At 44.0% G+C, this 21,851-nt stretch carries 34 protein-coding genes; 18 read left to right on the forward strand and 16 right to left on the reverse strand.

Features of this window, described 5'->3' with window-relative positions:
* The 9 genes from QUA43_RS29345 to QUA43_RS29385 all read left to right on the forward strand — a co-directional run.
* On the forward strand, window positions 1–595 hold a 595-nt coding region (locus tag QUA43_RS29345; RefSeq protein WP_333379135.1), incomplete at its 5' end, for a DNA cytosine methyltransferase.
* Entirely contained in the window at window positions 516–2,105 is a 1,590-nt protein-coding gene (locus tag QUA43_RS29350; protein WP_333379137.1) for a DNA N-6-adenine-methyltransferase, read from the forward strand. The genes QUA43_RS29345 and QUA43_RS29350, both read left to right, overlap by 80 nt.
* Before the next feature lie 52 nt (window positions 2,106–2,157).
* Window positions 2,158–2,382, forward strand: coding sequence for a hypothetical protein (locus QUA43_RS29355; RefSeq protein WP_333379139.1), 225 nt, complete (start codon window positions 2,158–2,160; stop codon window positions 2,380–2,382).
* Between the two features lie 212 nt (window positions 2,383–2,594).
* Complete coding sequence (locus QUA43_RS29360; RefSeq protein WP_333379141.1) at window positions 2,595–2,960, forward strand: AsnC family protein; 366 nt, start codon at window positions 2,595–2,597, stop codon at window positions 2,958–2,960.
* 311 nt (window positions 2,961–3,271) lie between these two features.
* Window positions 3,272–3,685, forward strand: coding sequence for a hypothetical protein (locus QUA43_RS29365; RefSeq protein WP_333379143.1), 414 nt, complete (start codon window positions 3,272–3,274; stop codon window positions 3,683–3,685).
* Between the two features lie 38 nt (window positions 3,686–3,723).
* A complete protein-coding gene (locus QUA43_RS29370) occupies window positions 3,724–4,443 on the forward strand; it encodes an AAA family ATPase (protein ID WP_333379144.1) in 720 nt (239 codons plus the stop codon).
* Window positions 4,444–4,605: 162 nt separating this feature from the next.
* Window positions 4,606–5,622 (forward strand): metal-dependent hydrolase, encoded by a 1,017-nt coding sequence (locus QUA43_RS29375; protein ID WP_333379146.1) that lies wholly within the window; start codon window positions 4,606–4,608, stop codon window positions 5,620–5,622.
* A complete protein-coding gene (locus tag QUA43_RS29380; RefSeq protein WP_333379148.1) occupies window positions 5,619–6,710 on the forward strand; it encodes a hypothetical protein in 1,092 nt (363 codons plus the stop codon). The genes QUA43_RS29375 and QUA43_RS29380 overlap by 4 nt, the downstream gene beginning before the upstream one ends.
* Complete coding sequence (locus QUA43_RS29385; protein WP_333379150.1) at window positions 6,710–7,090, forward strand: hypothetical protein; 381 nt, start codon at window positions 6,710–6,712, stop codon at window positions 7,088–7,090. The genes QUA43_RS29380 and QUA43_RS29385 overlap by 1 nt, the downstream gene beginning before the upstream one ends.
* 36 nt (window positions 7,091–7,126) lie before the next feature.
* Here the strand turns inward: QUA43_RS29385 and QUA43_RS29390 are convergent, their stop codons facing one another.
* Complete coding sequence (locus QUA43_RS29390; protein WP_333379152.1) at window positions 7,127–7,780, reverse strand: DUF4417 domain-containing protein; 654 nt, start codon at window positions 7,778–7,780, stop codon at window positions 7,127–7,129.
* Window positions 7,781–8,184: 404 nt separating this feature from the next.
* Between QUA43_RS29390 and QUA43_RS29395 the strand changes: the two genes are divergently transcribed.
* Entirely contained in the window at window positions 8,185–9,240 is a 1,056-nt protein-coding gene (locus tag QUA43_RS29395) for a hypothetical protein (protein ID WP_333379153.1), read from the forward strand.
* Here QUA43_RS29395 and QUA43_RS29400 read toward each other — a convergent pair whose 3' ends face one another.
* Together QUA43_RS29400 and QUA43_RS29405 are read right to left on the reverse strand one after the other, a co-directional pair.
* Entirely contained in the window at window positions 9,241–9,912 is a 672-nt protein-coding gene (locus QUA43_RS29400) for a hypothetical protein (protein WP_333379155.1), read from the reverse strand. It abuts the gene before it with no gap.
* Between the two features lie 2 nt (window positions 9,913–9,914).
* Complete coding sequence (locus tag QUA43_RS29405; protein WP_333379156.1) at window positions 9,915–10,562, reverse strand: hypothetical protein; 648 nt, start codon at window positions 10,560–10,562, stop codon at window positions 9,915–9,917.
* Window positions 10,563–10,685: 123 nt separating this feature from the next.
* On the opposite strand from QUA43_RS29405, the gene QUA43_RS29410 reads away from it, so the two are divergent.
* Window positions 10,686–11,249: a thermonuclease family protein gene (locus tag QUA43_RS29410; protein WP_333379158.1), complete on the forward strand. Its 564-nt coding sequence runs from the start codon at window positions 10,686–10,688 to the stop codon at window positions 11,247–11,249.
* Window positions 11,250–11,314: 65 nt separating this feature from the next.
* Here QUA43_RS29410 and QUA43_RS29415 read toward each other — a convergent pair whose 3' ends face one another.
* On the reverse strand, window positions 11,315–11,443 hold the full coding sequence (locus QUA43_RS29415; protein ID WP_333379160.1) for a hypothetical protein: 129 nt from the start codon (window positions 11,441–11,443) through the stop codon (window positions 11,315–11,317).
* 1,114 nt (window positions 11,444–12,557) lie between these two features.
* On the opposite strand from QUA43_RS29415, the gene QUA43_RS29420 reads away from it, so the two are divergent.
* A complete protein-coding gene (locus QUA43_RS29420; RefSeq protein ID WP_333379162.1) occupies window positions 12,558–13,193 on the forward strand; it encodes a hypothetical protein in 636 nt (211 codons plus the stop codon).
* Between the two features lie 352 nt (window positions 13,194–13,545).
* On the forward strand, window positions 13,546–14,049 hold the full coding sequence (locus QUA43_RS29425) for a hypothetical protein (RefSeq protein ID WP_333379163.1): 504 nt from the start codon (window positions 13,546–13,548) through the stop codon (window positions 14,047–14,049).
* A gap of 103 nt (window positions 14,050–14,152) precedes the next feature.
* On the opposite strand, the gene QUA43_RS29430 is transcribed toward QUA43_RS29425, so the two are convergent.
* The 8 genes from QUA43_RS29430 to QUA43_RS29465 form a co-directional block, all read right to left on the reverse strand.
* Window positions 14,153–14,368, reverse strand: a complete 216-nt coding sequence (locus tag QUA43_RS29430; protein WP_333379164.1) for a hypothetical protein — start codon at window positions 14,366–14,368, stop codon at window positions 14,153–14,155.
* 2 nt (window positions 14,369–14,370) lie between these two features.
* The gene (locus QUA43_RS29435) at window positions 14,371–14,679 is read right to left on the reverse strand and encodes a hypothetical protein (protein WP_333379166.1); all 309 of its coding nucleotides are present in this window, start codon (window positions 14,677–14,679) and stop codon (window positions 14,371–14,373) included.
* A 93-nt stretch (window positions 14,680–14,772) separates the two neighbouring features.
* Window positions 14,773–14,970 (reverse strand): hypothetical protein, encoded by a 198-nt coding sequence (locus QUA43_RS29440; RefSeq protein WP_333379168.1) that lies wholly within the window; start codon window positions 14,968–14,970, stop codon window positions 14,773–14,775.
* Window positions 14,971–15,051: 81 nt separating this feature from the next.
* Complete coding sequence (locus QUA43_RS29445; RefSeq protein ID WP_333379170.1) at window positions 15,052–15,201, reverse strand: hypothetical protein; 150 nt, start codon at window positions 15,199–15,201, stop codon at window positions 15,052–15,054.
* 34 nt (window positions 15,202–15,235) lie between these two features.
* Window positions 15,236–15,832: a hypothetical protein gene (locus QUA43_RS29450; RefSeq protein ID WP_333379171.1), complete on the reverse strand. Its 597-nt coding sequence runs from the start codon at window positions 15,830–15,832 to the stop codon at window positions 15,236–15,238.
* A 38-nt stretch (window positions 15,833–15,870) separates the two neighbouring features.
* A complete protein-coding gene (locus QUA43_RS29455; RefSeq protein WP_333379173.1) occupies window positions 15,871–16,146 on the reverse strand; it encodes a hypothetical protein in 276 nt (91 codons plus the stop codon).
* A 64-nt stretch (window positions 16,147–16,210) separates the two neighbouring features.
* Complete coding sequence (locus QUA43_RS29460; RefSeq protein ID WP_333379175.1) at window positions 16,211–16,477, reverse strand: hypothetical protein; 267 nt, start codon at window positions 16,475–16,477, stop codon at window positions 16,211–16,213.
* Between the two features lie 51 nt (window positions 16,478–16,528).
* A complete protein-coding gene (locus QUA43_RS29465) occupies window positions 16,529–17,017 on the reverse strand; it encodes a hypothetical protein (RefSeq protein ID WP_333379177.1) in 489 nt (162 codons plus the stop codon).
* Between the two features lie 201 nt (window positions 17,018–17,218).
* Between QUA43_RS29465 and QUA43_RS29470 the strand changes: the two genes are divergently transcribed.
* Window positions 17,219–17,530 carry a hypothetical protein gene (locus QUA43_RS29470; RefSeq protein WP_333379179.1) on the forward strand — a complete coding sequence of 104 codons (312 nt, stop codon included), beginning with the start codon at window positions 17,219–17,221 and terminating at the stop codon, window positions 17,528–17,530.
* Window positions 17,531–18,058: 528 nt separating this feature from the next.
* A complete protein-coding gene (locus QUA43_RS29475) occupies window positions 18,059–18,619 on the forward strand; it encodes a hypothetical protein (protein ID WP_333379181.1) in 561 nt (186 codons plus the stop codon).
* On the opposite strand, the gene QUA43_RS29480 is transcribed toward QUA43_RS29475, so the two are convergent.
* Both QUA43_RS29480 and QUA43_RS29485 read right to left on the reverse strand, forming a co-directional pair.
* Window positions 18,616–18,909, reverse strand: a complete 294-nt coding sequence (locus QUA43_RS29480) for a hypothetical protein (RefSeq protein WP_333379182.1) — start codon at window positions 18,907–18,909, stop codon at window positions 18,616–18,618. The genes QUA43_RS29475 and QUA43_RS29480 overlap by 4 nt on opposite strands.
* Window positions 18,910–18,916: 7 nt before the next feature.
* Window positions 18,917–19,324, reverse strand: coding sequence for a hypothetical protein (locus tag QUA43_RS29485; RefSeq protein WP_333379184.1), 408 nt, complete (start codon window positions 19,322–19,324; stop codon window positions 18,917–18,919).
* 177 nt (window positions 19,325–19,501) lie between these two features.
* On the opposite strand from QUA43_RS29485, the gene QUA43_RS29490 reads away from it, so the two are divergent.
* Together QUA43_RS29490 and QUA43_RS29495 are read left to right on the forward strand one after the other, a co-directional pair.
* Window positions 19,502–20,260, forward strand: a complete 759-nt coding sequence (locus QUA43_RS29490) for a hypothetical protein (RefSeq protein ID WP_333379185.1) — start codon at window positions 19,502–19,504, stop codon at window positions 20,258–20,260.
* Window positions 20,257–20,541, forward strand: a complete 285-nt coding sequence (locus QUA43_RS29495) for a hypothetical protein (RefSeq protein WP_333379187.1) — start codon at window positions 20,257–20,259, stop codon at window positions 20,539–20,541. The genes QUA43_RS29490 and QUA43_RS29495 overlap by 4 nt, the downstream gene beginning before the upstream one ends.
* A 58-nt stretch (window positions 20,542–20,599) precedes the next feature.
* Here the strand turns inward: QUA43_RS29495 and QUA43_RS30990 are convergent, their stop codons facing one another.
* Together QUA43_RS30990 and QUA43_RS30995 are read right to left on the reverse strand one after the other, a co-directional pair.
* Window positions 20,600–20,836: a hypothetical protein gene (locus QUA43_RS30990; protein ID WP_445302015.1), complete on the reverse strand. Its 237-nt coding sequence runs from the start codon at window positions 20,834–20,836 to the stop codon at window positions 20,600–20,602.
* A 166-nt stretch (window positions 20,837–21,002) separates the two neighbouring features.
* Window positions 21,003–21,320, reverse strand: a complete 318-nt coding sequence (locus QUA43_RS30995; protein WP_445302016.1) for a hypothetical protein — start codon at window positions 21,318–21,320, stop codon at window positions 21,003–21,005.
* Between the two features lie 170 nt (window positions 21,321–21,490).
* On the opposite strand from QUA43_RS30995, the gene QUA43_RS31000 reads away from it, so the two are divergent.
* A partial coding sequence (locus QUA43_RS31000) for a DNA cytosine methyltransferase (RefSeq protein WP_445302017.1) occupies window positions 21,491–21,851 on the forward strand: 361 nt, incomplete at its 3' end.

Consider the following 21,851-nt stretch of genomic DNA (forward strand, 5'->3'; position numbering starts at 1 on the left):
TTTCCCCGACGTGCTCAGAGCTATCCAAACAGCACGACCAAACTTCGCAGTTATTGAAAACGTCGGAGGATTGCTCAATTGCCCCTATTCCCCCGGCGACAAACCAGGAAGTTACTTCAGCTACATCCTTGACACCTTATCCTCGATCGGGTTCGATGCAGAATGGCAAACTATCAGCAGCGACCATTTTGCCAGCCCCTGGCGTAGAGAAAGACTCATTATTGTTGCGATCTCCCGGAGGCTTGAGTTCGGGGGAGAACAGCCGACCCCCTGGCAAGAGCAGACTGGAGACTCAATTGAATCAATTGGGATTGATACAAGATGGGGAGGTAGTAGCCCCGGAATTCCTAGAGTTTGGCTACCATCTGCCGATTGGGTTTACGAATCCGAAGGAGAATCGGACAGCCCTAGAATTGTCGCAAGTCCAGGCGCAGCAATTGCCGAACTCGATCGACCCCAAATTGGAGTTGCTTCCCGCGACGGAGACAACCGCGATCGAAGGGAAGCCCTCGGAAATGCCCTTGACTGGCGAGTCGCAGCAGTTGGGCTTAAGCGAGTCGAGTACCTTGCCGAATTTGTCGCCGGAATTGATTGAAAGCTGGACTGATTGGGAAAAGTCAAACTTTCTGTGGCTATTTGAATTTGACTTTTGTATGCACAAGGGGGAACTCAAAAAAATTGAGAAATTTTTACCAGGAACAAAAACGATCAGATTAGAGGGAATGAAAATAGGCTCAACCTATTTACAGATGTGGGAGGTTGAGCCTCCGCGTTTTACTGACAAAAGTACCTTGATTGAATTGCCGCCAAACATCGGAGCACTGGAGAAAGCTGAACTCATCTCAATGGCGCAAGAGCAGCATCAGCTCATCTGTCTCATCGAGCGCAAAGAGTTTGAGCTTGCCCTAGAAAAACTGCACCGCGTCCGTTTAACTGGTGTTTATCTTCAGGAGTTTAAGAAAAAATGCCAGTATGGAGAGTTTGAGAATCAGTTGGAGCAAGCTGGCATCTCAGTTCGATCGGCTCAGAACTACATGGCAATTGCCAAAAACTGGGAAATCGTAGAGGCAAAAACGAAACTGGTTTCGCTTCTTGCAGAGGAAAATGAAAATCAGCCGACGCTCAGCTTAAGGTGGGCACTCGAAGCTGTACGGGATGAGAAAAAGCAGCTCAAATCGGCGGCACCGCCCAAAGATCCCGATAGTTGGAGGACTCCCAACACTAAGGATCAGCCAGTAGTTGCATTAGTACAGCAGGCTTTGGGAGGGAAAATTTGGCTAGACCCGTGCTCAGGTTCAGTTACCAATCATCTCCCCTGCGCTGTGCGCTACTACAAAGATGATAACGGTTTAGCTGAGCATCAAACTTGGAGCAAAACAGTATTCATTAATCCCCCATTCTCTGACCCGTTCCCCTGGGTTGAGCGCTGTTGCTTTGAGTTTGCCCGTGGCAATGTTAGTGCTGCAATTATGCTGTTGAAAGTTGGAACTGTATCGAATGTTGGCACCGGTGAACTGATTAATAAATATGCCTCTGCTATCTGCCATTGGAGGGGGCGAATTAACTTTCTCAATGATGAGGGCAACGCAGTTAAAGGCAGCGACTTCGATTGTGTTTTTGTCTATTTCGGAGCGCGTCTCGATTTGTTCCGAACTGCATTTGGCCAGCGCGGGACGATCGCAACCATTGACAATCACTACTCATTAGTGAATAAGAAATTCTTAGAAGCTGAACCGCTGCTAGAACCGCAGACTTTGAAGTCTGAGCAGAAACAGCTTGCGGCCGCTGTGGGACTGAGCAATGGGCGATCGGTTTTACCTGACCGTAGAGACTTCGATCGAGAGTTAGCTGAGAGGTATGATCCACACACAGTCGTAGATGTTTTCTCCTCCCCAATGCCAACAACACCAGCAACGCCAATATCTGAAAACCTTGTGCAGCCTGAGACACCGCTGGCAGAGCAACAATTCAACAAAGCCAAAGAGAATTGTTTGAACGATTACATCACTGCAATTAACAGTAACCTTTCAGAATTTAACAATGACCAGATTGCATTTTTAGCCAAGATTATCAATGAGGAATCGGCTAAGCGGATAGACTTTTAATTGCAATGGGAAGCCTTCTTCCCTCTTCCTTCTTCTTTCTTCCTTCTAAATTATGAAAGTAACAGGAATCATAAAAAAGCACAGCGGGTTTTGCTACATTCGGTGCAACGAGGGACAGTTTCCAATTAGTCTAGATACTCTTTCTGCACAGATGGTAATAATAGCGGTTAACTTAACAGCAACCGCAACAGTTGATTTTAATCGCCCTTGCCCTTTGGAAGAATTTGATTTTTGGTTAAAAGACGATTTAGAAATTGTGCATTCATTATTAGAATAAAGTGATAAGATTAAATAGTTGCCGTCGTCCCATGCAATTTGCATTAGGTGTGGAGAGACAGAGGGATTATGGAAATCTCCCGCAGTGCAGCGTCTAAACAGTTTCTGGTCAACTGGAACGCACAGAAAACCAAGCTTGAAGCAGCAGACTAACCCCCTGCTGCTTTTTGCATGAAAAATCGTGTAAAATATTCAATCCTAAATTTTAAAACTATGCAAGACCAAATCGGTAATTTTCGTCATGTCAACGAAGTTGCTTATTATCCTTCATGGAAAAAAGGTGAGGTGAAACGGCAACAAATCTTAAAATTACTTGAAGAAAATCCGCAGCTTTCGATCGAGGCGATAGCCAAAGCAGTAGCACTGTCACCAACGCAAGTTAGACGGCATCGAGCCAATTTAATCTCTAGTCTCATGTGGAAAGTTTGCGGTGTTTCGATCGTACTCGCGGCAACTTTCACCGCTGGGGTCTACTACGCCGATTCTTCAGTAGTAGAAGATGCGATCGCGGAGTTTTTCAATGTGGCGATCGAAAAGGCGGAAAATGCGCTTTGGGCGATCGAGCAGAAAACTCTGTGAGGTGGTATTGAGGTACGACATGACCTAACACACACAACCTAAGAATCAATCCGAGAATTTACTGATTTTGGTTGTGCAGAATTCTTCCTCACAAATATCTCAACGAGGCGAAGCATAATTCGGCTCATTTTTGTGCGCTTATCAATCGACAATTTTGCGAATGAGCGATGCAATTCTACAGGTAAATCAATTGTGAGCCTTACTGTTTCTGGTTTTGGAGGGTTACTCATACTGAAAAACTGAAATCATATTTTAATTGACTGAATACAGTTTATCAGCTTGAATAAAAGTTGAACAGATTGGAGCATATTATGTCTAGCAAAAAAGCAGAAACAGTTAACGCAGCACCAGCCCCAGCAAAAATAACAGAACCCGCAGAGGACGATCTACTCACAGAGGAGGAGATAAACGAAGCTGTAGAAGGCTCTGCGCTTGCGATCGTATCCTCAGAAGAATTAGAGCCAATTGATACACTAGATTTTGAGCAGGAAGAAGACGAAGACAACGGCAATTTAATAGCTAACATCGGGTTAACCCGATCGCAGCTAGTAGAGATGAATGCAGCCGCCGAAACAACGGTAAGGCTTGAAGAAGCTCTCAAGGACCATCACCGCGAAGAACTGCAGAGGGAGAAGGCAAGCGCCGCCAGAAAAAAGTTAGCCGCGTTGAAGAGCAAACCAGACGCGATCGCGCAGTTGGTGAAACAGATTACCGCAGCAAGCTAACCGCCTCAGTAATTGAAAATTTACAAGCTGGTGCGAGCTTGTTAATTCTTGGAGAACCGGGCAGCGGTAAAACTTTCTTGGCTAAGCAAGTAGAAAAAGAATTGGGCGCAGTAATTTGCAGTTACACGGGCTCGGTTTTCGAGACTTTGGTGGAAATTGCCGAGGGAATTGGATGCTCGACAGAAGACGAAGAAACTGGCAAACCTCTAAAAGCCTCAGACTTAAAGAAAGAAATTTCAGCCAATTTAAACGGCAAAATTTTAGTCTGCGACAACGCCCACAACTGGACGAAAAGCTTGCGGCTTTGGTTAGAATCACTTTACGAAAGCGGCGCGTGTTTGTTGCTAACAGCGACCAAGCGAGAGCTAGAAGGAATCACCTTTAAAATCCCAAGGCTTAGGCTGCCACCACTAGAAGAAGAGCAAATCAGGCAAATAATTCTGAGAGAAAACCCAAGGCTAGCAACTTGGAAAATTTCTGAACTCGCAAGTCAAGCCGGGGGAAATCCAATGCTAGCTATGAGGCTAGTTGAGGAATTACAAACGGGAACGTTAAACGCTGACAGTAAAGATGGAAGCAACTACCGCGACGCTTCACCAGCAATCATGGGGCTACTTTCAGGAATTGGAATGATTAGATTTATCGGGCTAGCTAGCGGCGATAAAGGTCTCTACATTATTGGAGGCCTCAGCTTAACTGTGTTCGTAATGTTCAAATCATTTGGGAAATTATTACCAAGGGGAAACCGACGGACATGATGACAATTAACCACATTTGCATAACTACGACCAAGACAATAATAATTACAATCAACCAAGAGCAAGCGCTGTATGTTATTGGAGGTCTAATCTTAACTATCTTTTTAATGCTTAAAATTTTGGGACATTTACTAGCAAAGGAAGAAAGGAAAATCAAAAGATATGATGGCAATTACTCACTGCGCGATCGCTGCAACCGGAACAACACTAATTATAGGTAGCGTTGAACCGTCAGTTTTAGCCCTAGCAGTTGTCGGGTCGCAATTCCCAGACATCGATACAACCAAATCATGGATCGGGGCAGCCTGCTGGCCTTTAGCAAACTGGATCGAAAATCGGTATCCTCACCGGAGCGTCACTCACTCGCTGTTAGCAACTATAGGGATTGCGATCGCAGCTTCCCCGCTTTGGTACTTCTACGGCTGGCAATTGTGGCTAGCAATGCCACTCGGTCACATCCTGAGCTGTTGCAGCGACTTATTTACCAAATCAGGTGTACAAATCTGCTGGCCCTCACGTGATATTTGGGTTTGCCCAATGAACCCAAACGCTCGAATGAGCACCGGGTCAAAAGCAGAAATAACGATACTATTCTTAACCGTTTTAATCGGTGTAATTTGGTTTAATGTAATTTCTGGAGGCGGTTTACATCAAGCATTTACTACTAATTTCTTTAAAACTTCCAACACCGCAGCCGAGATTTTTAGAAAATACGGTGACGAAAAACGCATCACTGCAACTGTGGATGGAATTATCAACCGTAGCAATAAAGCAGTTAACGAAGAATTTGAAGTTGTAGCCGCCGAAGGAAACAGTTTTATAGGAGTTAATAAAGCCGGCAAAATTTACCGAATCGGTGAAACCACAAGCGACAATATCCGCCCTGTAAGCGTTTCAGTTCGTCAAGGTAATGTGATCGCATCCAAATCGCGACAGCAACAAATCGCAGAAGCCGACGCGGACGAATGGATTAACTCATTACCAAGTAACAGCTTTATTAGCGGAGAATTAGTAATAGATGAAATTACAGAAGTACGGGAACTAAAAGATTTAGAGCAATTTAAAACTATCGAAAAAGGGGCAATTATTACACTACGTTATGCCAGACCAGCAGAGATTAAAGATGCAATCGGCGGGTTATGGATTCAAGACGGTAAAGTGGCGATTAAAGAATTATGAATAAATTTATAACGATATTAATTTCTGTAACTTTGTGCAGCTGCAACGCGATCGCACAACCCAGCCCAGAACCAGAAACGAAACCGGTTTCGCTTTTGCCAGAATCGGAAACCTTTACTACCAAGCAGCAAACTAAATCCATAGGGCAGCCACGCACATTAAAATTCTCTATTCAACTCTCCTCACCTGAAGATTTAAAAGTAAAGCAAGGTGACAAAGTACAGGCAGGGCAACTTTTAGCCGATCGAACAAAGGAAAGGCAAAAGTTAGAATTGCAGCGGGAACAATTACAAATCAGCCTCAACAAAATCCAGTCACAAAAAGTCATTAATCCCCCAGCACCAGCAGAAATTCCAGGACTGCTAGCATTACCTGAAGCTGATTATTCGGTGGAATTAGCACAAATTGAGAAAGCAAAGTTAAAACTCCAACAAATTGACGCTAAATTAAGGCAAGAACAGGCAGCGGCAATTATTCCACCTGATATCCTACAAGCCAAGTTAGAGGAGGCTAGAGAGGCAGAAAAGGAAGCACAGCGCCAATTAGAATTGCAGACTAAAAAAGCCGAAGCCGTGAGGGATTTAAATTTGCCATCTCATTACAATGACCACGAAAAAGCAATCAGTGAAAACCTAGAAGCTGAAGCGAAAAAAGCTACAGCAGGAATCACAAATATTGAAGCACAAATCGGGCAAGCTATTAATGAGAATCAATTTAAAATCAGCCAACTTGCATTAGACAAGCAGCAAGCGGAAGCCGAAGTCAAGGTCAATTTTTCAGAGCTTGAGAAAGCCAAACGCAAGCGGATGGAAGACGAATATAATCATCGTCTTACATTAATTAGAAGAGTGGAAGAGGCTAACCAGTCCGAAAGCATTTACGCCTATCGCAAGCAAGAAACAGACGAGAAACGACGCAATCAGCAGTTCCAACTAGCCGAGGTACAATCTAAATTAACTGCAATTGAGCAGCAGTTGACTAATTTATCTACAGTTCGATCGCCTTATAATGGAACTGTAAGGCGCATTAAAGTTGAAAAGCAGACTAACAACCAGCTAGAAGTATCTATAATTATGGGGGTGGAATAATGGGAGGACGTGGCGGCGGCAATACAAATCCGTGGCCAACACTACGATATTATCATGTAAATATGTACTTTTTTGACGGCGAGAAAGAGACACTTTACAACGTATGGAGTACGGTAGAAGAAACTGACACTACAGCATATTTTGAAACTGATGAATGGGGAAACCAACAATATTATACAAATGTAAGATATACACAATACACAGGAAGCGGTGAAAATCTTAAACTTGAAGCTGAAACACCTCAAATAGTTGGTATAGGCTGGCCAATTAATTTAGCTGGTCAAGCAATGGGACAATACTATAGAACAGAAAAAATATATATACAAAAGCTTCAAGTTTGGCTTAACAAAATATATCCAGATTGGACATTAAAAGATTGACCAAAATTAAATGAGGTACTACAAAAGTAACGGCATTTAATGTGCTGCAAAATAAAAAATCGGAGTAATAATAGCCTTTCGCAATTCTGATAACTGCTTTTTTCCGCCAATCATTAACACAGCTTTGGGCTGCAAAACACGCTCCATTTCCTTAAATCCCTGGAAAAAAATAGAAAACTCAGAAGGATCTGAAACTTCATTCGCTGAAATCGCAACCACAGAATCACGCGGCATCCCTTCAAAACACCAATGATAAGAGCGAGGTCCCAACCAATTAGCAACCGGAATAACTTCGAGTTCCTGCGATCGCCACCAAGCCGAGAGCCACATTTTTCGATAATGATTCCAACGATTCACAGGCTCGGGAAACTCAAAACTGAGCGTGAAATCCGGCGCAAACACTGCGGGGAAGTGGTAGAGCGATCTGATAGATTTTTTCGGCTCAGTCCAAAGTCCCGATAGCCTGTAATCGTCAGTAAAAAAATGTAACGCCGTAGCGCCTGACAGTTGATTTTTAACATCCTGTATCCGCCGCCGTCCGAACTGAAAAACTTTATCAGGTACAAATTGACTTGGGGCAACTTCAGGAATGTCATTAACAGTCGATCGCTCTGGTCGCCAAAAAGTATTTAATCCCCGGTAATTCCATGTCTTAGCTAGATAATTGTTTGAAATTAATTTTCTGGGCATACCTTGTAATATATAAGCGGACTTTATCAATCAACGAATGCAAGGCAGTTCTGAAACAGTCGAACTCGGTTAGAATTCATCAGTTAATTTTATATCCGAACTTTTCAACAAAATTAACAAGTTCGGAAGCTGAAACAGCCTTAAAAATAATTTAGCAGAATTAATTATCCTGAATCTATATAGGGCGGGGTTTTTCTGTATTTATGGTGTGTGTTGTGTGTGTGTTGGGTGTTTTAGTTGTTGAGGTTGGTTGATGTAGTGTGGTGTGTGATGACGGTAGGGTAGAGTGAGGCGGTGACAGTGTGACAGTTGAAAACGTCGAGTAAATCAGGTGAACTTGTAACAGGATTGTAGTATTCTTGGATAAGTACATTGGGTGTACAATCTCCAACCCATCAACAACCATGAAAATACAAGTAACTACGATCGCACTACTACTAATCTCAACATCCGCAGCCGTAGCACAACTACCTATACCCGTACCAGTAGCGCCAAAGCCAGCAGTAAGACAGACTACACCACCACCACCGCCACCAGCAGACGAGCCAGAAGAACCCACAGAAGAAGAGCCGGCAGAACCAGCGGAAGAACCAGCAGAACCCGGAGAAGAGCCAGCAGAACCAGACGAAACCCCAGCAGTTACTAAACCACTAGGCAGCGAAGAAAACCCACTAAATCCAATCAACGCCGGCGAGTTGTTACGATCGCAAATTAACGCTGACCTATGGGAAGAGATGCGCGGCGAATTACCCTGCATCGAACCCAATCAAGCCTGCATCGAATCATTACAAGCAACTGCAACCAGCAAAAATGCGCTATTAGTAGACCTCGACACCAAAATTGAAGAGATTAATGGAAAAATTGAAGAGGCAAAAGCAACTAATAAACAATCAATCAGACTCTCTGTATTTGAACCAGCATTACAATATTTCCTCTCGCAGCAGACAACCACAACAACAACTAACAATCAACAGCAACAGCCACAAACGGGAGGATTTCTAAATAATATTGTGGGAATCTTTACGCGACCAGTGGGAACTGTAAATGGTTTACTGGCAGCAATTGGTTTGCCCATACTGCGATCGCTCACCGGAGGAAACGATCAACAAAAAGCAGCAGCGATCGCCATCTCCGATCTATCTGTAAAAGTAGCCGAACTTCAACGCGGACGTGCTGAACTTGCCAACAAAATTAAAGAGCAAGTTAGCTTCGCCGTGATTGACTTTGACTTGAAAAAACGAGAATTTCAAGCCTCACTGACTGCTACCAAATTGAAGGAGCAGCAAACACGATTGATTCAGGTGCAATTCGCGACAGGCAGCTATGATGCGATCGCAATGCTGCAACAGGAATCATCGCTGAATAACTCACAGCTACAGGCTTTTAGGGAATGGGGACAATTAAAAGCAGCCTTGATCAGACTAAAATTGCTAGTAATAGGAAACTCTGGAGAAGAATGATTAATTTAATGGAACGTAGCGCATTTTAACCCCAGATTGTATTCTGCAAATCTGGGGTTTATTTACGGATGGTAAAGTTGCTAGATTATAATCTACACCAGCAATTTTAAATGTAGTCATCGGGCGAGTTGGCGACACAATAATTGTGGCAAATCCGCAACTGTTAATTTTAGATTTAATTGTATTTTCATAAGTAACAAAACCCTGAATACCTCCAGCAGTTTGAAGGGCAGGACGAACTTTCACCCAATAAGAGAAAGTACCCTGAACTCGGAATAGGTAGCCATTTGGCTTGTCTACTGTATCTCCCCACTGCCAAAGACTCCAAATGCCATTAGAACCCGGAGTACAGGCAGGAGCTATAGTATTGGTAAGAAAAGGAGTAGCAAAATTAACAGTTAAAGAATTTACTGAAGTTAAAAAACTCTTAATTTTTCTAGTAGCCGATTCACGAATATTGATCCACCCACAATAATCAACAGTAAAAGTATATTCCTTGCTGCTCTCTGTAATTACATCAACAGTAGTATCAGCAGTGCCAGGAATAAAAACTCGAATTTTCCCAAAACTATCAACCCACTTATGCGGAGCATTATAAACAGCTTGTGCGATCGCACCTTCTTGAGGAAGGGCGATCGCTATTAATGCAAATGCAGCGATCGCTAGTTTCATGATTATGAAGCAGGAACGTAAGTTACAGAAGTTGTACCATTTTTACGGCAAATCATCGGTGCTGTAACAGATGGCAAGTCTGCCAAAGTATAGTTTGTAGCACCAATTGAAAAAGTAGTGAGCGGACGAGTTGCACTAGCAGCAACTCTGACAAATCCACAAGCGTTAGCCTTGGAAGTAATTTTTGCTGCGGTGGTAATAGTTACAGTCACAGAGCCGGGCCCTGTACCGCCACGAATCCAAATTTTTGTGCCGTCATCTACAACTGTCCCTGTAGCACCAGTATTAGAAGTCGTATAAGTTGTCGCCGGACTTGGATCTTTAACACAAGTTGGCGCTGCGCCGCTTGTTTTTCCAGCCCAATCAGCACCCGTAAGCCCAACAGGAGGGGAAGTTGCTGACTTCGTAAAGCTTCCCCAACCGCAATTATTCAGAGTGAGCACTCTAGGGTTTGCAGTTCTTGGAGTAGTGAAATCAGTTACCGGAGATCCGGCTGTTTGAGCAGGTACATAAACGTAAGTTTTGGAAGACGCTGCATCAGTCCACTTGTGAACTGATGTAAAGTTTGCAGTCTGTCCGATCGCAGCAATAGGAGCAAATGCGATCGCCCCTAATCCAATTCCAGCAAACAGCTTTTGTAGTAAATTCATGGGCTTCATTTATAAAGTGAAAGATTTTACACGCATCATCAAAATTAAAGCAATCCGTAGATTTACCTATCTTTTTAAGTAAGAAAATCTGCGAAAATATAGAAAAGTTGGCAGTAGAAAATAATGAATAAATTTATCAATGCGATCCCTCTAATTTTCATTGGAGTGCTGGGATATTTTTCTCTGACAAAAGCGCAACCCGTTTCGCTTCTTCCAGAAAATAAACAAGGGCCGATGAATCCTGATATGCCCACAAACCTTGTGGAATATGAGGTTGTGCCAAAATCTGTGCATGACGGCGACACGCTGCGAGTTCGATCGCCCAAAGGAGAAGTGCTCAAAATACGCTTTGCCTGCATAGATGCGCCGGAACTCAAGCAGCCACTGGGTGAGGAATCGCGCAATTACCTTCGATCAATTATTAGCAAGGGGAATAACAAGGTTTATTTGCAACCGATAACAGTCGATCGATACGGAAGGACTGTTGCACAACTTTGGAACAACAGCGGCTTAATTCAATCGCAGATGACGATCGCAGGCTGGGCTTATGGATACGAGCAATATAAGAAAGACTGTCCGAATTGGGAAGCAGTTCGATCGGCTGAAACTTATGCACAAAAAAATAATCTTGGGCTGTGGAGAAGCAACGGCGAAAAACCTTGGGATTATCGTAAATCTAAGCGTTAAAAAAGCTGCAAGAGGGTGAACTTGCAGCAAAACTTTGAGAGATTGAGAGATTGAGAGATTGAGAGTTAGTTGGCTCCATTAGGATCTGTGAGTACACCGTCAGTTCCAAAGTTAGGGTCTACACATTCCTCATCTTCTTCTTTTTCAACTGCAGCTTCCATTTCTCCCTCGTGTTCTTGATCTATCGTCGTCATCGTCTTCGTTGAAAAGCATAATTTTCACAGAAAAAGGTTAACTAAATTGTATCAAATTTCAGAGAAGAATTTGGATTTGCTTGAGCGATCGATGTGACGGAATGGCCCCCACTTTTTTGCTTAGTTAAATGTTGTTTGTTTCGACAAAAGAAAAGCAGTTACTTCGTGTTTTTGTCGATCGAAGTACACAAAGGCTATCTATCCCCGTTGCCGTCATTTGCAGGGCCGTCAAAGGTTATCTGCAAGCTCAAAGGTTATTAACTGGCTCAACTGCAAATGACTGCACCAGTAAATGCCGGGATGCAGAAAGCGACTGCTGTTTGCAAGCCCTGGAGGCTACTCGTGAGCGAGCTGCATCCCTAGTTTGTGGAAGAAGAGAAACGGTTACTCCGGGTCTGGAAAAGGGTATTATTCATTATTTCGATCGCTCTTCACTTTGCCCTCCCTTGTCCAGCCCCTGCGTGTTGTATCGATCGTCCCAATCAAGCATCACCCGCTTACCCAACCGTCTTTCGCAGACAGCAAAACTTATTTGCAAGTCCTGAACGTTATCTGTTGGCGAGCTGCGAAAGACTGCATTTTTTAATAGAAACTATACAAATTCTGTCGCTTACCCAGCCGTTTTTGTCCGCTCAGAGATCTAGCGTAGCAGATGTGTCAAGGGAACTGAATGAAAGGGCCGGTTTAAGTGGTTACTGCGTTTTTTTTTATTTGGGCCCTTTCACCCTTGACACATCTGCATCTAATGCTGTCTAGGGCGGCCAAAAACTACATTGGGGAAAGATAAGAAGCGAAAAAAAGGGAGAGAAAGGTATAAGTTTTGCTAATTGTTAATTGCTTGTATTATGCGGTCTACCGCACTATAATATAAATATGTCAACAAATTAGCTGCAAATTTATGCTTCGTCTTTCTTCCCCCGCGTCCGTCTCCGCCCCGTCTCCTGCGGCCGTCTCTGTGCTCGCTTCTGCGGTGGCTGGTTTCCGTTTTTCTTTTGTTCGCCGTTCTTCCCGGTCTTTTTCCCGGTGGGTGGTGGTTTCGGTTTTTTCCTCGGCCTCGGTTGCTTCCGGGTTTGCTGCTGCGGTTGCGTCCGGTTTGTCGCTGCCGTTTTGCCGGGTGCGTCGGTGTTTGGGTGGTTGGGGTGTGTCGGTGCCGGTGTTTGTGCGGTTGCTGCGGGTTCGTCGGCGGTCGGTGTTTCGCGTGTTGCCTGTTCGTTGTCCGCTGGTTGGTTTGCCTTCGGGTGTGTTGTCGGTGTTGTCGCGGGCCGGTTGCGGTGCCGTGGGTTTTTCGGGTTCTCGGTCGGTTGTTCCGGCGGTTTGCGCGTCGGTGGCTGCGCGGGTGGGTTCTCTCGGTTGTCCCGTGTTCGTTGGGTGTGCGCGTGGCGTTGATGCTGCGTTCCGGGGCTTTTTTCCCTCTGCCCGTGTGTTTTCTGCGTCGTCGTTCGGCTCCGGTGTTGGTTCGTTTGCGGCGCGTTCGGCTGCTGTGGTTCGGGCTGTTCGGTTAGCTGGTGGGGTTTGGGTGTCGTTTCCGTCTGGTTTGTGTCCTGCCGGGCTGTTGCCTTCTGCTTCTTCTTCCCGTGCGTTTTGCGGCTCCGGTTCTGGTTCGTGGGCTTCGGCCGCTTTTGCCGTTGGTTCTGGGTTGCCGGTGTTGGTGTTTGGTTTCGCGCCGCCTGCTGGTTGGGGTTTTGTTTCGTTGGGCGGCGGTTGGTGGTTTTCTGGTTGGCCTGCTTCCCAGTTGTCTTTGGGTTTCTAGCGTCTAGCCCGGTTTGGTTGGTGCCCTCGGTTTTTTCCGGGGGCTTTTTGTTCTGCGAGCTTGTCTGCCGATCTCCTACCTTTTGCTCCTTCGCCTGGGTTCTCTGGCCGGGGTCGGCTTCCCTCCCCCGGTTGGCCTCGTGCCTCGGCCGGCCGGTTCCGCCGCTGGCGGCCCCGGCGGCCGTCCCCGCCTTCGGCGCGGCCGGCAAGAAAAAAAGTTTCACTCATGTTTGATCGAAATTGCAAAGTTTTAGAAAACTTAGAATTTAGATATAAATTAGTTTCAGAAAGTATTGTATTGAGCGGTAGACTGCATTATAATAGAAGTGTCAACAAATTAGCCGGTGAATCAAATGAAAACTATCGAAATTTTGTCTACCAAAGAATCAACTGAATTGATGAATTGGTGTCATCGTCAGCAGTTGGAAATAGAGATTTTTACAGGTCGTCAAACTTGTAGAACTAAGAAATGGTGGGGTTTTGAGGCTGAGTTTTACTTTAATCGATCGCACGTATTTGACCGAGATCCAATTGAATCAGATCCATATTTAGCTTCATTAAGGGACAAATATAAACCCGAAGCAGATTCAATTTTATTGTATCGATATGAGATTGGAGGAGAAATAGGTGAGCATTTAGATAAACAGTGTTTCGATCAAGAAGTGACGTTGATTAATTTGGTGGACGATAGCCCCAATTTATTTGGGGAATTTCCGACTACTAAGTTTCGATGGGGAAAGAAGAATTTTGAATTAAGAAACGGTGAGATTGTAACATTTAATAGTAGAGTGTTACATTCAGTTCCAAAACTTAAATCAGCCCGATATTCTTTGCAGTTTAGAAATATTGCAAAGTAATTGAAAAAATTTAAGCCCTTGGTTTTTTCCAAGGGCTTTTAGTTTGGCTATTTTTCCCTCAAAGAAGCGAAACGGGTTTCGTTTCTTACAAAGATAAATTGGCTTAAGGCTTTGGTTTTTCAGCGAGGTATTTTTCTATGTCTTCAAGCCGATTGTAAGCACAAGCCAAGATTCCATTCCTGCGATCGACCAAGCCGTAAGTTTTATATTTTCGTTCGCGGTAGTAGTACCTTTCAGACAAATCTACTAACTGATAGCCAAGAAAGCTAGCTTTTTCTGCTACTGCGTCAACTCGTTTCTGTGAGTATTTTAATTTCATACTCACGATTTTGCAACAAAATATTTGTGTGCGTGTCTGTGCTGTTTGCCCGAATCTTCGGCAACTGCCTGTATCTTAGCTCCCCCATTTTGTAGAGCCAAAATTACTTGCTTTGCATATTCTGGTGATACTTCAAAGGCTTCTGCAATTTCTTTAGCAGTCTGCTCGCCACCAAATTTGATGTATTCGTAAATTTGGCGAGCTGTTTCTAATCCATCCTGCTGCCAAGGTTTGGCAAACCTTGGCACAGGTTTGCCAAATTCAATGTCTTTCGCGTAATTAACTATTCGATCGTACAAAACTTTGTCCATAGTTTTAGCTAATTTGTTAACAACGCGGGGCGCTACTCCCGCTGATGCGCTAAATTGTTATCGCTCTGACGTGGTTTGATCGTAGTTGGTTAATTAGTTACCGTCGGAAGAGCGATTATTCCAGCCTTGTGCGTATCCTTCCATATAATCAGGATTTTCTGGTTCTTCTTCGGGTTGATGCCAATAGCCTTGGCGGTATCCAGCTTGATAATCTTTGCTGCGGTCATTGCAATTTGTGGCTTGTTCGTGTGTCAACATTAAATCAGAATTGTATTTGTCATTATTTAGCATTGATCTTGAAATAGCCCGGTGAATAACAAGCTCCGGGCAGGCGATCGCATTCCGACTCTGAGGTGATGCGATCGCAGTTGGTTAATCTTCTTCAGTCTCCCAAATTACATCATCTTCAGCGCTTTGAGAAGTTTCCTCATCTTCGTCGTCTTCTATTTCAGCAGTAGTTTCACTGTCTACCAGTTCAAATCCTTCGTCGTCGTTTGGGAAGATAAATCTAAATGCTACCATTTATGGTGGCGGTAGCGAACCGCCTAAACGCTAATCATTTGATAAGGTTGCCTTCTTCGTCAGTTGCATTTCCCAATTCATCGGCTGTGTAAACTGGGGTAATAAATAAGTCGGGGCAAAACCATTTAATACCGTTGCTGATTGCGCGAGCAAACAGCATATTTCGCGGGTATTTGCTCCAAGTGTGAGAGTTTTTCCCACTCAAAGCACCGGATTGCTTGGCATCTTCGATCGTAAAAGTGCTAAGTCCTAGCGATTCTTTCTGAGGCAAAAGCTCCAAGAATTCAATGAAGCATTCTGTATTTGTCAATTTTTTGAGCCTGTAATCATACACAGGAGAGCGTTTGACAATTCCTGCCATCAAGCCTGCACTGATAATTGGTTTGCCGTTGATAACGTGAATGCCTGTCATGCTTGCGATCGGTGTGATTCCTAACTCCATGCCGGTGAGGATTTTAACTCCAGCTTGAGTTGGAGTCTGTGCATCTTGAAAGTAACCAGAACCTGCACACATTTTGGCAATTCTGCTTAAATCATCCACGTTGCGGATTGCTAAAGTGCCGATGACTTTAGCTTCTGACTCGACAACTTCTTGCGCTTTAACTTCAACGATTGCGTTTTCAGTTTCCATTTTGTTAAGGGAGCGATGAACGCTCCCATTAGGTTTGCTTAAAATTCTCCGAACATCTCAGCAACTGTGAGAGTAATGGAATCAGATTGAATTAGCTTTTCTGTTTGCCAGTACCACCCGCACAAGTAGCTAAAATCTTCAGATTCAGGCTCGACCAAAAACAGCGCGTCACACTTGCCTTGATTAAATTTCTTGATGCAGTCGCGATCGCATTCTTGTGGATTGTTAAATTCTACTCCCAAAAACTCCATCAAATTCTGAAATTCTGGGTAAGTTGTTGAAGCGAAAGTGTCGCTTAATTCTTGAGTTTTCATGGTTCAGTTGACAGCTAATTTGTTGACAGTTGCTGCGCGTGTAAGATGCGCGCCCCCTAATTAATTAATCGATTTTCTTCACAATCTCATTTTCGTTTCTGTGATAGATGACTACTCCATCTTCTGAGGGAATGATGTACAGAATTTTGTCATCTTCTTCTACATAATCTGAGATAGTCCCTTTTGTTGTGGTGCTGTATTCTTTGTCAAGATGTTGAAAAGTATAAGCGCCATTTTCATCAGCCGATTCGCTAAAAAGCTGAACCTCAACTTTGTCGCCAATACGATATTTGCTGTCTTGGTAAAGCTCTTCTTCTCTTTTAGTCATCATGTTTTCTCCTAATTTGTTGACTCGCGTGTAGGATGCGCGCCCCCCTAATTTTTAGCAATGACTAGCACCAAATATGTAGTGATTGGCTTCGTCGTAGTCTATTTCTTCATCATTAGTATTGAGCCAACGATGATTCTCTATATATTCACTCAGTCGATCGAACCCAAGAAATCTCAACACTGCATACCCATGTTTGCAACAACCTCGACCTTTTAAATAACGATGCTGATTATCATAATCATTGCAAGTACAACGAATAGTATTAAGTAACGCATCTAATGTGTAGAGAGATTTACCATTGGTTACTTCAAAAACTGAATTAGAAATTTTTCTGACTTTATAAAACTCAGATTGGTCTTTTCTCCAATCTACAAAATGACTTGTGAAACTAGACTTTTTCCAAAATCTAGGACGACGACCTGCAACAATAACAAAAATGCAGTTAAACCAGACTTCAACCTTTTTAACCATTCCCGGCTTTACGCCTAGCATACGGGCAACTGCAGCGAAAGAATATATGAATCTTTTAGGGTCAATCATTGTGGTATAATCCTTGATAGCTAATTTGTTGACAGCAGGGGCGTTTGTGCGCTTGCTGTTTTTTGTTGTCTTCTATTATAATAGTGCAGTCTACCGCACAATGCAATAGCTTGTAACATTTCTTTACAGTTGATTATGCGGTAGACTGCATGATAAATGTGCTAAATTGATCTAATCAGCAAAATTAGCTAATAGATAGATATGGCACCGCCTAAAGGAAATAAGAATGCGATCGCCAACTGGGTAGGGCAGTTTGAGCCAGCGGTCGAGCCCAAAGTAAAAATTGATAGTAAAGTACCTAAATCCACCGCAGAAGAATTCCTCGCGGTATTGGAATCAGGCGAATCCAAGTCAGCAGGAGTAGTCAAGGCGATCGAACTTTTCATCAAATACCGAGAAGCCGAGATTAATCAAAAATTTTTAGCAGTATTAAAAGCAGGAGAATCTGAATCAGAAGCTTTAGTGAAAGCGATCGAACTTTTCATCAAATCCAGAGAAGCTGAAGCTAATTAAAAATAGGTCTTCAAAAACTTTGAAGTTTCGATCGCACTTGATCGAAACTTTTTTTGTTGATGCCGGCGCTAGCGCCGGCCGCACGAGGCACGAGCGCAACCGACCGGAACGCAGCGACCGGGAGGGCAAGGACTCACCTGGCCTCTGAAAAAAAGCGACAGGCTCCGACTCGATAACACTGAGCGATCGCGACCAGCACGAAAAAACCCCCGGCACAAATTGCATTGTGGAGTATAATTATGAAATATATTTCAAAAGTAAAGCCTCTGTCTGAATCGTTACTTCAGACGGGCTTTTTTCTGTATAAATTAGTTTCTCTTGCCCCAACAAAAAATATTCAACTAAGCATAAAAACCGGGGACTTTGCATCACACCAGCCAACCAAGCAAATCCAACTCTTTATTATCTGCAAGAAGCGAAACGGGTTTCGTTTTTGTCAGAAAATAATTACAACTTGTCCAGTAACTTGTCTACCGCATCACTAGACAAGTTAGAATTGTCTAGTGGACAAACTAAAAATTAACAATTATGACTGAACTCCATGCTGTATCAAGCTTACAGGCACGTTATGACTTAGCAAGCAGGCAAGCCGTCTACGATCGAATCGCTGCACTCAACATAAAACAAGTAAGCAGGGGCAAATTGTCCACCGAGCAACTGGACAAACTCGATCGACTAGATAAATGGCTCAAAGCTAATCCCCACAGTGCAATCGCAGATTTTCCACAAGAACCGGAAGTGATGGAGCCAGAGTCGTCAGTCATTAGTCATCAGCCGTCAGTTAACAGTTTGTCCACCGAGTCACTGGACAATTCACAACAAAGCTTTGACTTGCTCGAACTGGCTGAATCTTTCGCCAGGCATCTCTCAAAACTCCGCGACCCGCTGCAACATTATGCAGCTTTGGAACGGGCGATCGCATCCAGTTGGTTGTTGTCGAGTTCGGAAGTTCGAGCGCTAATTGGAACCAAGCCAACGGGCGATCGGTTCCAGCGCGGTTCATTCGTATTTATCCGCAGCGGAAAAATGGGCAATCAGTCAGCGTGGAGAGTTGCCAAAGTTATAGAGGGCGGCGTTTATAAAATTTAATGCCTAGCTTGCTTATTTCTTTTGTGCTCTAAGAGTGCATTGAAAATTGCCTCTACATCAAGAGTGCTGCTGTTTGAATTCTGGATATTTATAGCGATATCTGAGTTAAGCGATACAAAACTACCAGTTACCACAGTAAGACCTGTATCGGTCAGCCCCATCACGCGCGATCGAGCCTCTGTTGACAAAGATTTGAACAGTCGGCTTGCAAGCTCTTCTTTATCTTCCGAGCTCAAGCCATCTATAAGTCGATCCAACTCTTCTATCCCCACAAACTTTATATTTTCCATAAAACGTCTATCTAAGGATGGAAGATTTTATGCGTCTTGCCGGATTTTGTATATCGGTGGAAATACGCGAATCTTTATCCTCTTTAGGAAATAATCTCCGAACAATCAGCACCATAGCTTCCTCTAGCTCATCTATTTCAGCAGCTTCAATCATATCGGGCAAGGATACCCGTCGATGGCGCTTTTTTTGAATAATTGTCACAACACGAGCACAGTCAGAGGTTGGGCGTAAGTATGCGATCGCGTGCATGACGCGCCACAATAGCTCGCTTGATAAATCTTGTTTGCCCTGTCTGACTTTGCTCCAAGTTTGTGCAGCAATGCCGGCCGTCTCAGATAGCTCTTTGCCCGGAATGTCTGCCTGTTCCTGAATAAGCCACGAAAGAATAGGCGTTTGAGGTTGAGTTGTTGCCATTTTGTAAAATATTGTAACGACAATATGCACTAACTAGCGAATTAGTGTAGATTAATAATTAATCGATAGGTGAATCCGTTTACCTACCTGATTAATTCAATTTAGCACCTAATTCACCCAAAGCACAATATCTTTCACAAAATGGCTCAAATTCAATCAGGGAGGGAGTTTTAGACAGTGCCGACAAAACCGCAGCATTACCCCGTAACTCTTACGGATGCGATCGCCCATTACCAGAAAGGCGACCTTACTGCAAAAGGGTTACTTTACTTCTACTTCAAAATCAGGCTCAAAGACGGTTGGACGCTTAAAGAAACGCAGAAAGAGATTACAGATAAGTTAGGAATTAGCAGAGCTGCATTCTACTCAGCTATAAGCAAATTAAAAGCAGAAGGCAGCATCAATTGGTCAGCGCCAGCTAATACCAAATTTTCATTCAGTCTCAATTCAATTAATAGTGAGTCCACGATTGAAGACGAGTTGTCTACGATCGAAGACAGCCAGTCCACGATCGTAGACACCCCGTCCACGATCGTAGACAACGAATCCACGATCGTAGACAGAGCGTCTTTCATCGTGACAGGAGAAAAACCAGAAGCTAAGCAGAGTAAAAGTTTGAGGAAGCCTTCATATTCTTCTTCATATTCTTCTTCAGATTTTCTTTCAACTTTTATTTCATCTCTCTCTTCAGATGCAGAGAGAGAGATTTTCGAGAATTTTTGTTTGGAAGCTGCTTCTAGAATGCCAACGCAGCCGACTTTAATTTCTCGTTGGGTAGAAGTAAACGCAAAATCTTTGATTGAAGAGTACAGGCTCAGAGTTGTTAATCAAAAGGTAATTTTGAAAGACGATTTTGACTACGAAGTGAATTCTAACTCAGGCAAATGTTCCGGCAATTCTTTGACTGTAGAAATTCAGGAGGAAATAGATTGGTGAGTGATTGGATAGAAGAACGCATTACAGACATTGAAACCGACAAATTCAACTGCTACCTCGACTTGTTCGAGTTCAACGGGTTTAACCCGCCCAAGTTTTGGTTTGGGGACAAAATTGAATGTGTTGGTCGCCGAGGCGTAATTCTTGGCCTTGCATGGCGAGATGGAATTAAAGTTTTGGGTCGAGGCGGATCGCAAGGCTGGTGGTATGACGTTTGCTTAGAAGGCCGCCAGAGTTTGATGGGCTTCCATGAAGCCTCCTTGGAAAGATTAGAAGAATAAAAATGTGAGGTAAACCCGTCATGGTGATTAAAAATGGACAATCAGCAGCTCGTAAATGTCAGCCTAAGTCTGCATCTAGCAGTTCCAAATCGGCTCGATCGAATTCTGTATCGAAAGGTCGTGTTTCTCGCAACAACAGCAAAGCGGCCGACAAACTGGATGGAAATCTCGTTTGTTTTGAGGGCGGAGCCGTGGAAGGTGAAGCGGGCGATCGAATTTTGGAAGCGCCGGGGATTGGTGAAGCTGCACGAGGGAATGATCTATCCGCAGAATCAGTTGAATTGACTGCTGTCACTTTGCATCAGCCGTGGGCTTCTTTAGTTGCTAATGACCATAAACAGTACGAAACTCGTGATTGGCCAACCAGTTATCGCGGTCTGATCGCAATTCACGCAGGACGCAAACCCAAAGGCAAACAAGAACTGCGGGAACATAAAAAAGTTGTGGAATCTTTCAAAGATTTATTGAATGAAGATTGCCCTTATTCCGCAGTAATTGCGATCGCTCAATTGACTGATTGCGTTCTCATGACAGAGGAATTCATCAATCAGCAGACTGAAACAGAACTGCGCTGCGGTAATTGGCAAGTCGGCCGCTATGCTTGGAAGCTGGAGAATGTGAGGGCGATCGAACCAATTCCTGCCACTGGCAAACAAGGTTTGTGGAAGTGGGAACACAGGCGAGATTGGCAAAAGGAATTTTTCGGGATTGACGACAGCATTAAATATTTGGATGAATCCGACAGTTGGAACCCGACAGAATTTGGCGAGCTCCATCATGTGGCAGAAGCCGACGGGCAACTCAATTTATTGGAGTGGTTAGACCCTGAACCGCCGGAGCAGGGTGATTATGAATTTCGCGAACAGTTTGAAGAAGCTTTCAAAGAATGGGCTGCTCGTCAACAGTCAACAGTCAACAGTCAACAGTCAACAGTCAACAGTGAGGAAGTATGCAATCAATTGATGGATGGCTCGATTTGTGCAGCGGAATCGGTGCAGGATTCCCCTATGCCGGAATCAAACTCTGGGAACGAAGCCCAAACTATTTCTGTGAATGGAACAGCTACTGCCGCCGAATTCTCGCAAGAAGATTTCCCGGAATCTACAGAATCGACGACATCAGAAAATGCGACTTCAACCTCAACAGCTCCGTACAGCTCATCACTGCTAGCCCGCCTTGCCAACCCTTCTCAGTTGACGGAAAGCGACTCGCAGTCAACGACAGCCGAAACTGTTTCCCCGACGTGCTCAGAGCTATCCAAACAGCACGACCAAACTTCGCAGTTATTGAAAACGTCGGAGGATTGCTCA

This window comes from Microcoleus sp. N9_B4 (assembly GCF_036701635.1).
In the GTDB taxonomy this organism is placed as follows: domain Bacteria; phylum Cyanobacteriota; class Cyanobacteriia; order Cyanobacteriales; family Microcoleaceae; genus Microcoleus.

Bases quoted from the DNA above. Each gene is read 5' to 3' on its own strand.
- QUA43_RS29350 (WP_333379137.1), top strand. From the start codon at position 516: ATGCCCTTGACTGGCGAGTCGCAGCAGTTGGGCTTAAGCGAGTCGAGT.
- QUA43_RS29355 (WP_333379139.1), top strand. From the start codon at position 2,158: ATGAAAGTAACAGGAATCATAAAAAAGCACAGCGGGTTTTGCTACATT.
- QUA43_RS29360 (WP_333379141.1), top strand. From the start codon at position 2,595: ATGCAAGACCAAATCGGTAATTTTCGTCATGTCAACGAAGTTGCTTAT.
- QUA43_RS29365 (WP_333379143.1), top strand. From the start codon at position 3,272: ATGTCTAGCAAAAAAGCAGAAACAGTTAACGCAGCACCAGCCCCAGCA.
- QUA43_RS29375 (WP_333379146.1), top strand. From the start codon at position 4,606: ATGATGGCAATTACTCACTGCGCGATCGCTGCAACCGGAACAACACTA.
- QUA43_RS29380 (WP_333379148.1), top strand. From the start codon at position 5,619: ATGAATAAATTTATAACGATATTAATTTCTGTAACTTTGTGCAGCTGC.
- QUA43_RS29385 (WP_333379150.1), top strand. From the start codon at position 6,710: ATGGGAGGACGTGGCGGCGGCAATACAAATCCGTGGCCAACACTACGA.
- QUA43_RS29390 (WP_333379152.1), bottom strand. From the start codon at position 7,780: ATGCCCAGAAAATTAATTTCAAACAATTATCTAGCTAAGACATGGAAT.
- QUA43_RS29395 (WP_333379153.1), top strand. From the start codon at position 8,185: ATGAAAATACAAGTAACTACGATCGCACTACTACTAATCTCAACATCC.
- QUA43_RS29400 (WP_333379155.1), bottom strand. From the start codon at position 9,912: ATGAAACTAGCGATCGCTGCATTTGCATTAATAGCGATCGCCCTTCCT.
- QUA43_RS29405 (WP_333379156.1), bottom strand. From the start codon at position 10,562: ATGAATTTACTACAAAAGCTGTTTGCTGGAATTGGATTAGGGGCGATC.
- QUA43_RS29410 (WP_333379158.1), top strand. From the start codon at position 10,686: ATGAATAAATTTATCAATGCGATCCCTCTAATTTTCATTGGAGTGCTG.
- QUA43_RS29415 (WP_333379160.1), bottom strand. From the start codon at position 11,443: ATGACGACGATAGATCAAGAACACGAGGGAGAAATGGAAGCTGCAGTT.
- QUA43_RS29425 (WP_333379163.1), top strand. From the start codon at position 13,546: ATGAAAACTATCGAAATTTTGTCTACCAAAGAATCAACTGAATTGATG.
- QUA43_RS29430 (WP_333379164.1), bottom strand. From the start codon at position 14,368: ATGAAATTAAAATACTCACAGAAACGAGTTGACGCAGTAGCAGAAAAA.
- QUA43_RS29435 (WP_333379166.1), bottom strand. From the start codon at position 14,679: ATGGACAAAGTTTTGTACGATCGAATAGTTAATTACGCGAAAGACATT.
- QUA43_RS29440 (WP_333379168.1), bottom strand. From the start codon at position 14,970: ATGCTAAATAATGACAAATACAATTCTGATTTAATGTTGACACACGAA.
- QUA43_RS29445 (WP_333379170.1), bottom strand. From the start codon at position 15,201: ATGGTAGCATTTAGATTTATCTTCCCAAACGACGACGAAGGATTTGAA.
- QUA43_RS29450 (WP_333379171.1), bottom strand. From the start codon at position 15,832: ATGGAAACTGAAAACGCAATCGTTGAAGTTAAAGCGCAAGAAGTTGTC.
- QUA43_RS29455 (WP_333379173.1), bottom strand. From the start codon at position 16,146: ATGAAAACTCAAGAATTAAGCGACACTTTCGCTTCAACAACTTACCCA.
- QUA43_RS29460 (WP_333379175.1), bottom strand. From the start codon at position 16,477: ATGATGACTAAAAGAGAAGAAGAGCTTTACCAAGACAGCAAATATCGT.
- QUA43_RS29465 (WP_333379177.1), bottom strand. From the start codon at position 17,017: ATGATTGACCCTAAAAGATTCATATATTCTTTCGCTGCAGTTGCCCGT.
- QUA43_RS29470 (WP_333379179.1), top strand. From the start codon at position 17,219: ATGGCACCGCCTAAAGGAAATAAGAATGCGATCGCCAACTGGGTAGGG.
- QUA43_RS29475 (WP_333379181.1), top strand. From the start codon at position 18,059: ATGACTGAACTCCATGCTGTATCAAGCTTACAGGCACGTTATGACTTA.
- QUA43_RS29480 (WP_333379182.1), bottom strand. From the start codon at position 18,909: ATGGAAAATATAAAGTTTGTGGGGATAGAAGAGTTGGATCGACTTATA.
- QUA43_RS29485 (WP_333379184.1), bottom strand. From the start codon at position 19,324: ATGGCAACAACTCAACCTCAAACGCCTATTCTTTCGTGGCTTATTCAG.
- QUA43_RS30995 (WP_445302016.1), bottom strand. From the start codon at position 21,320: ATGATGGAGCTCGCCAAATTCTGTCGGGTTCCAACTGTCGGATTCATC.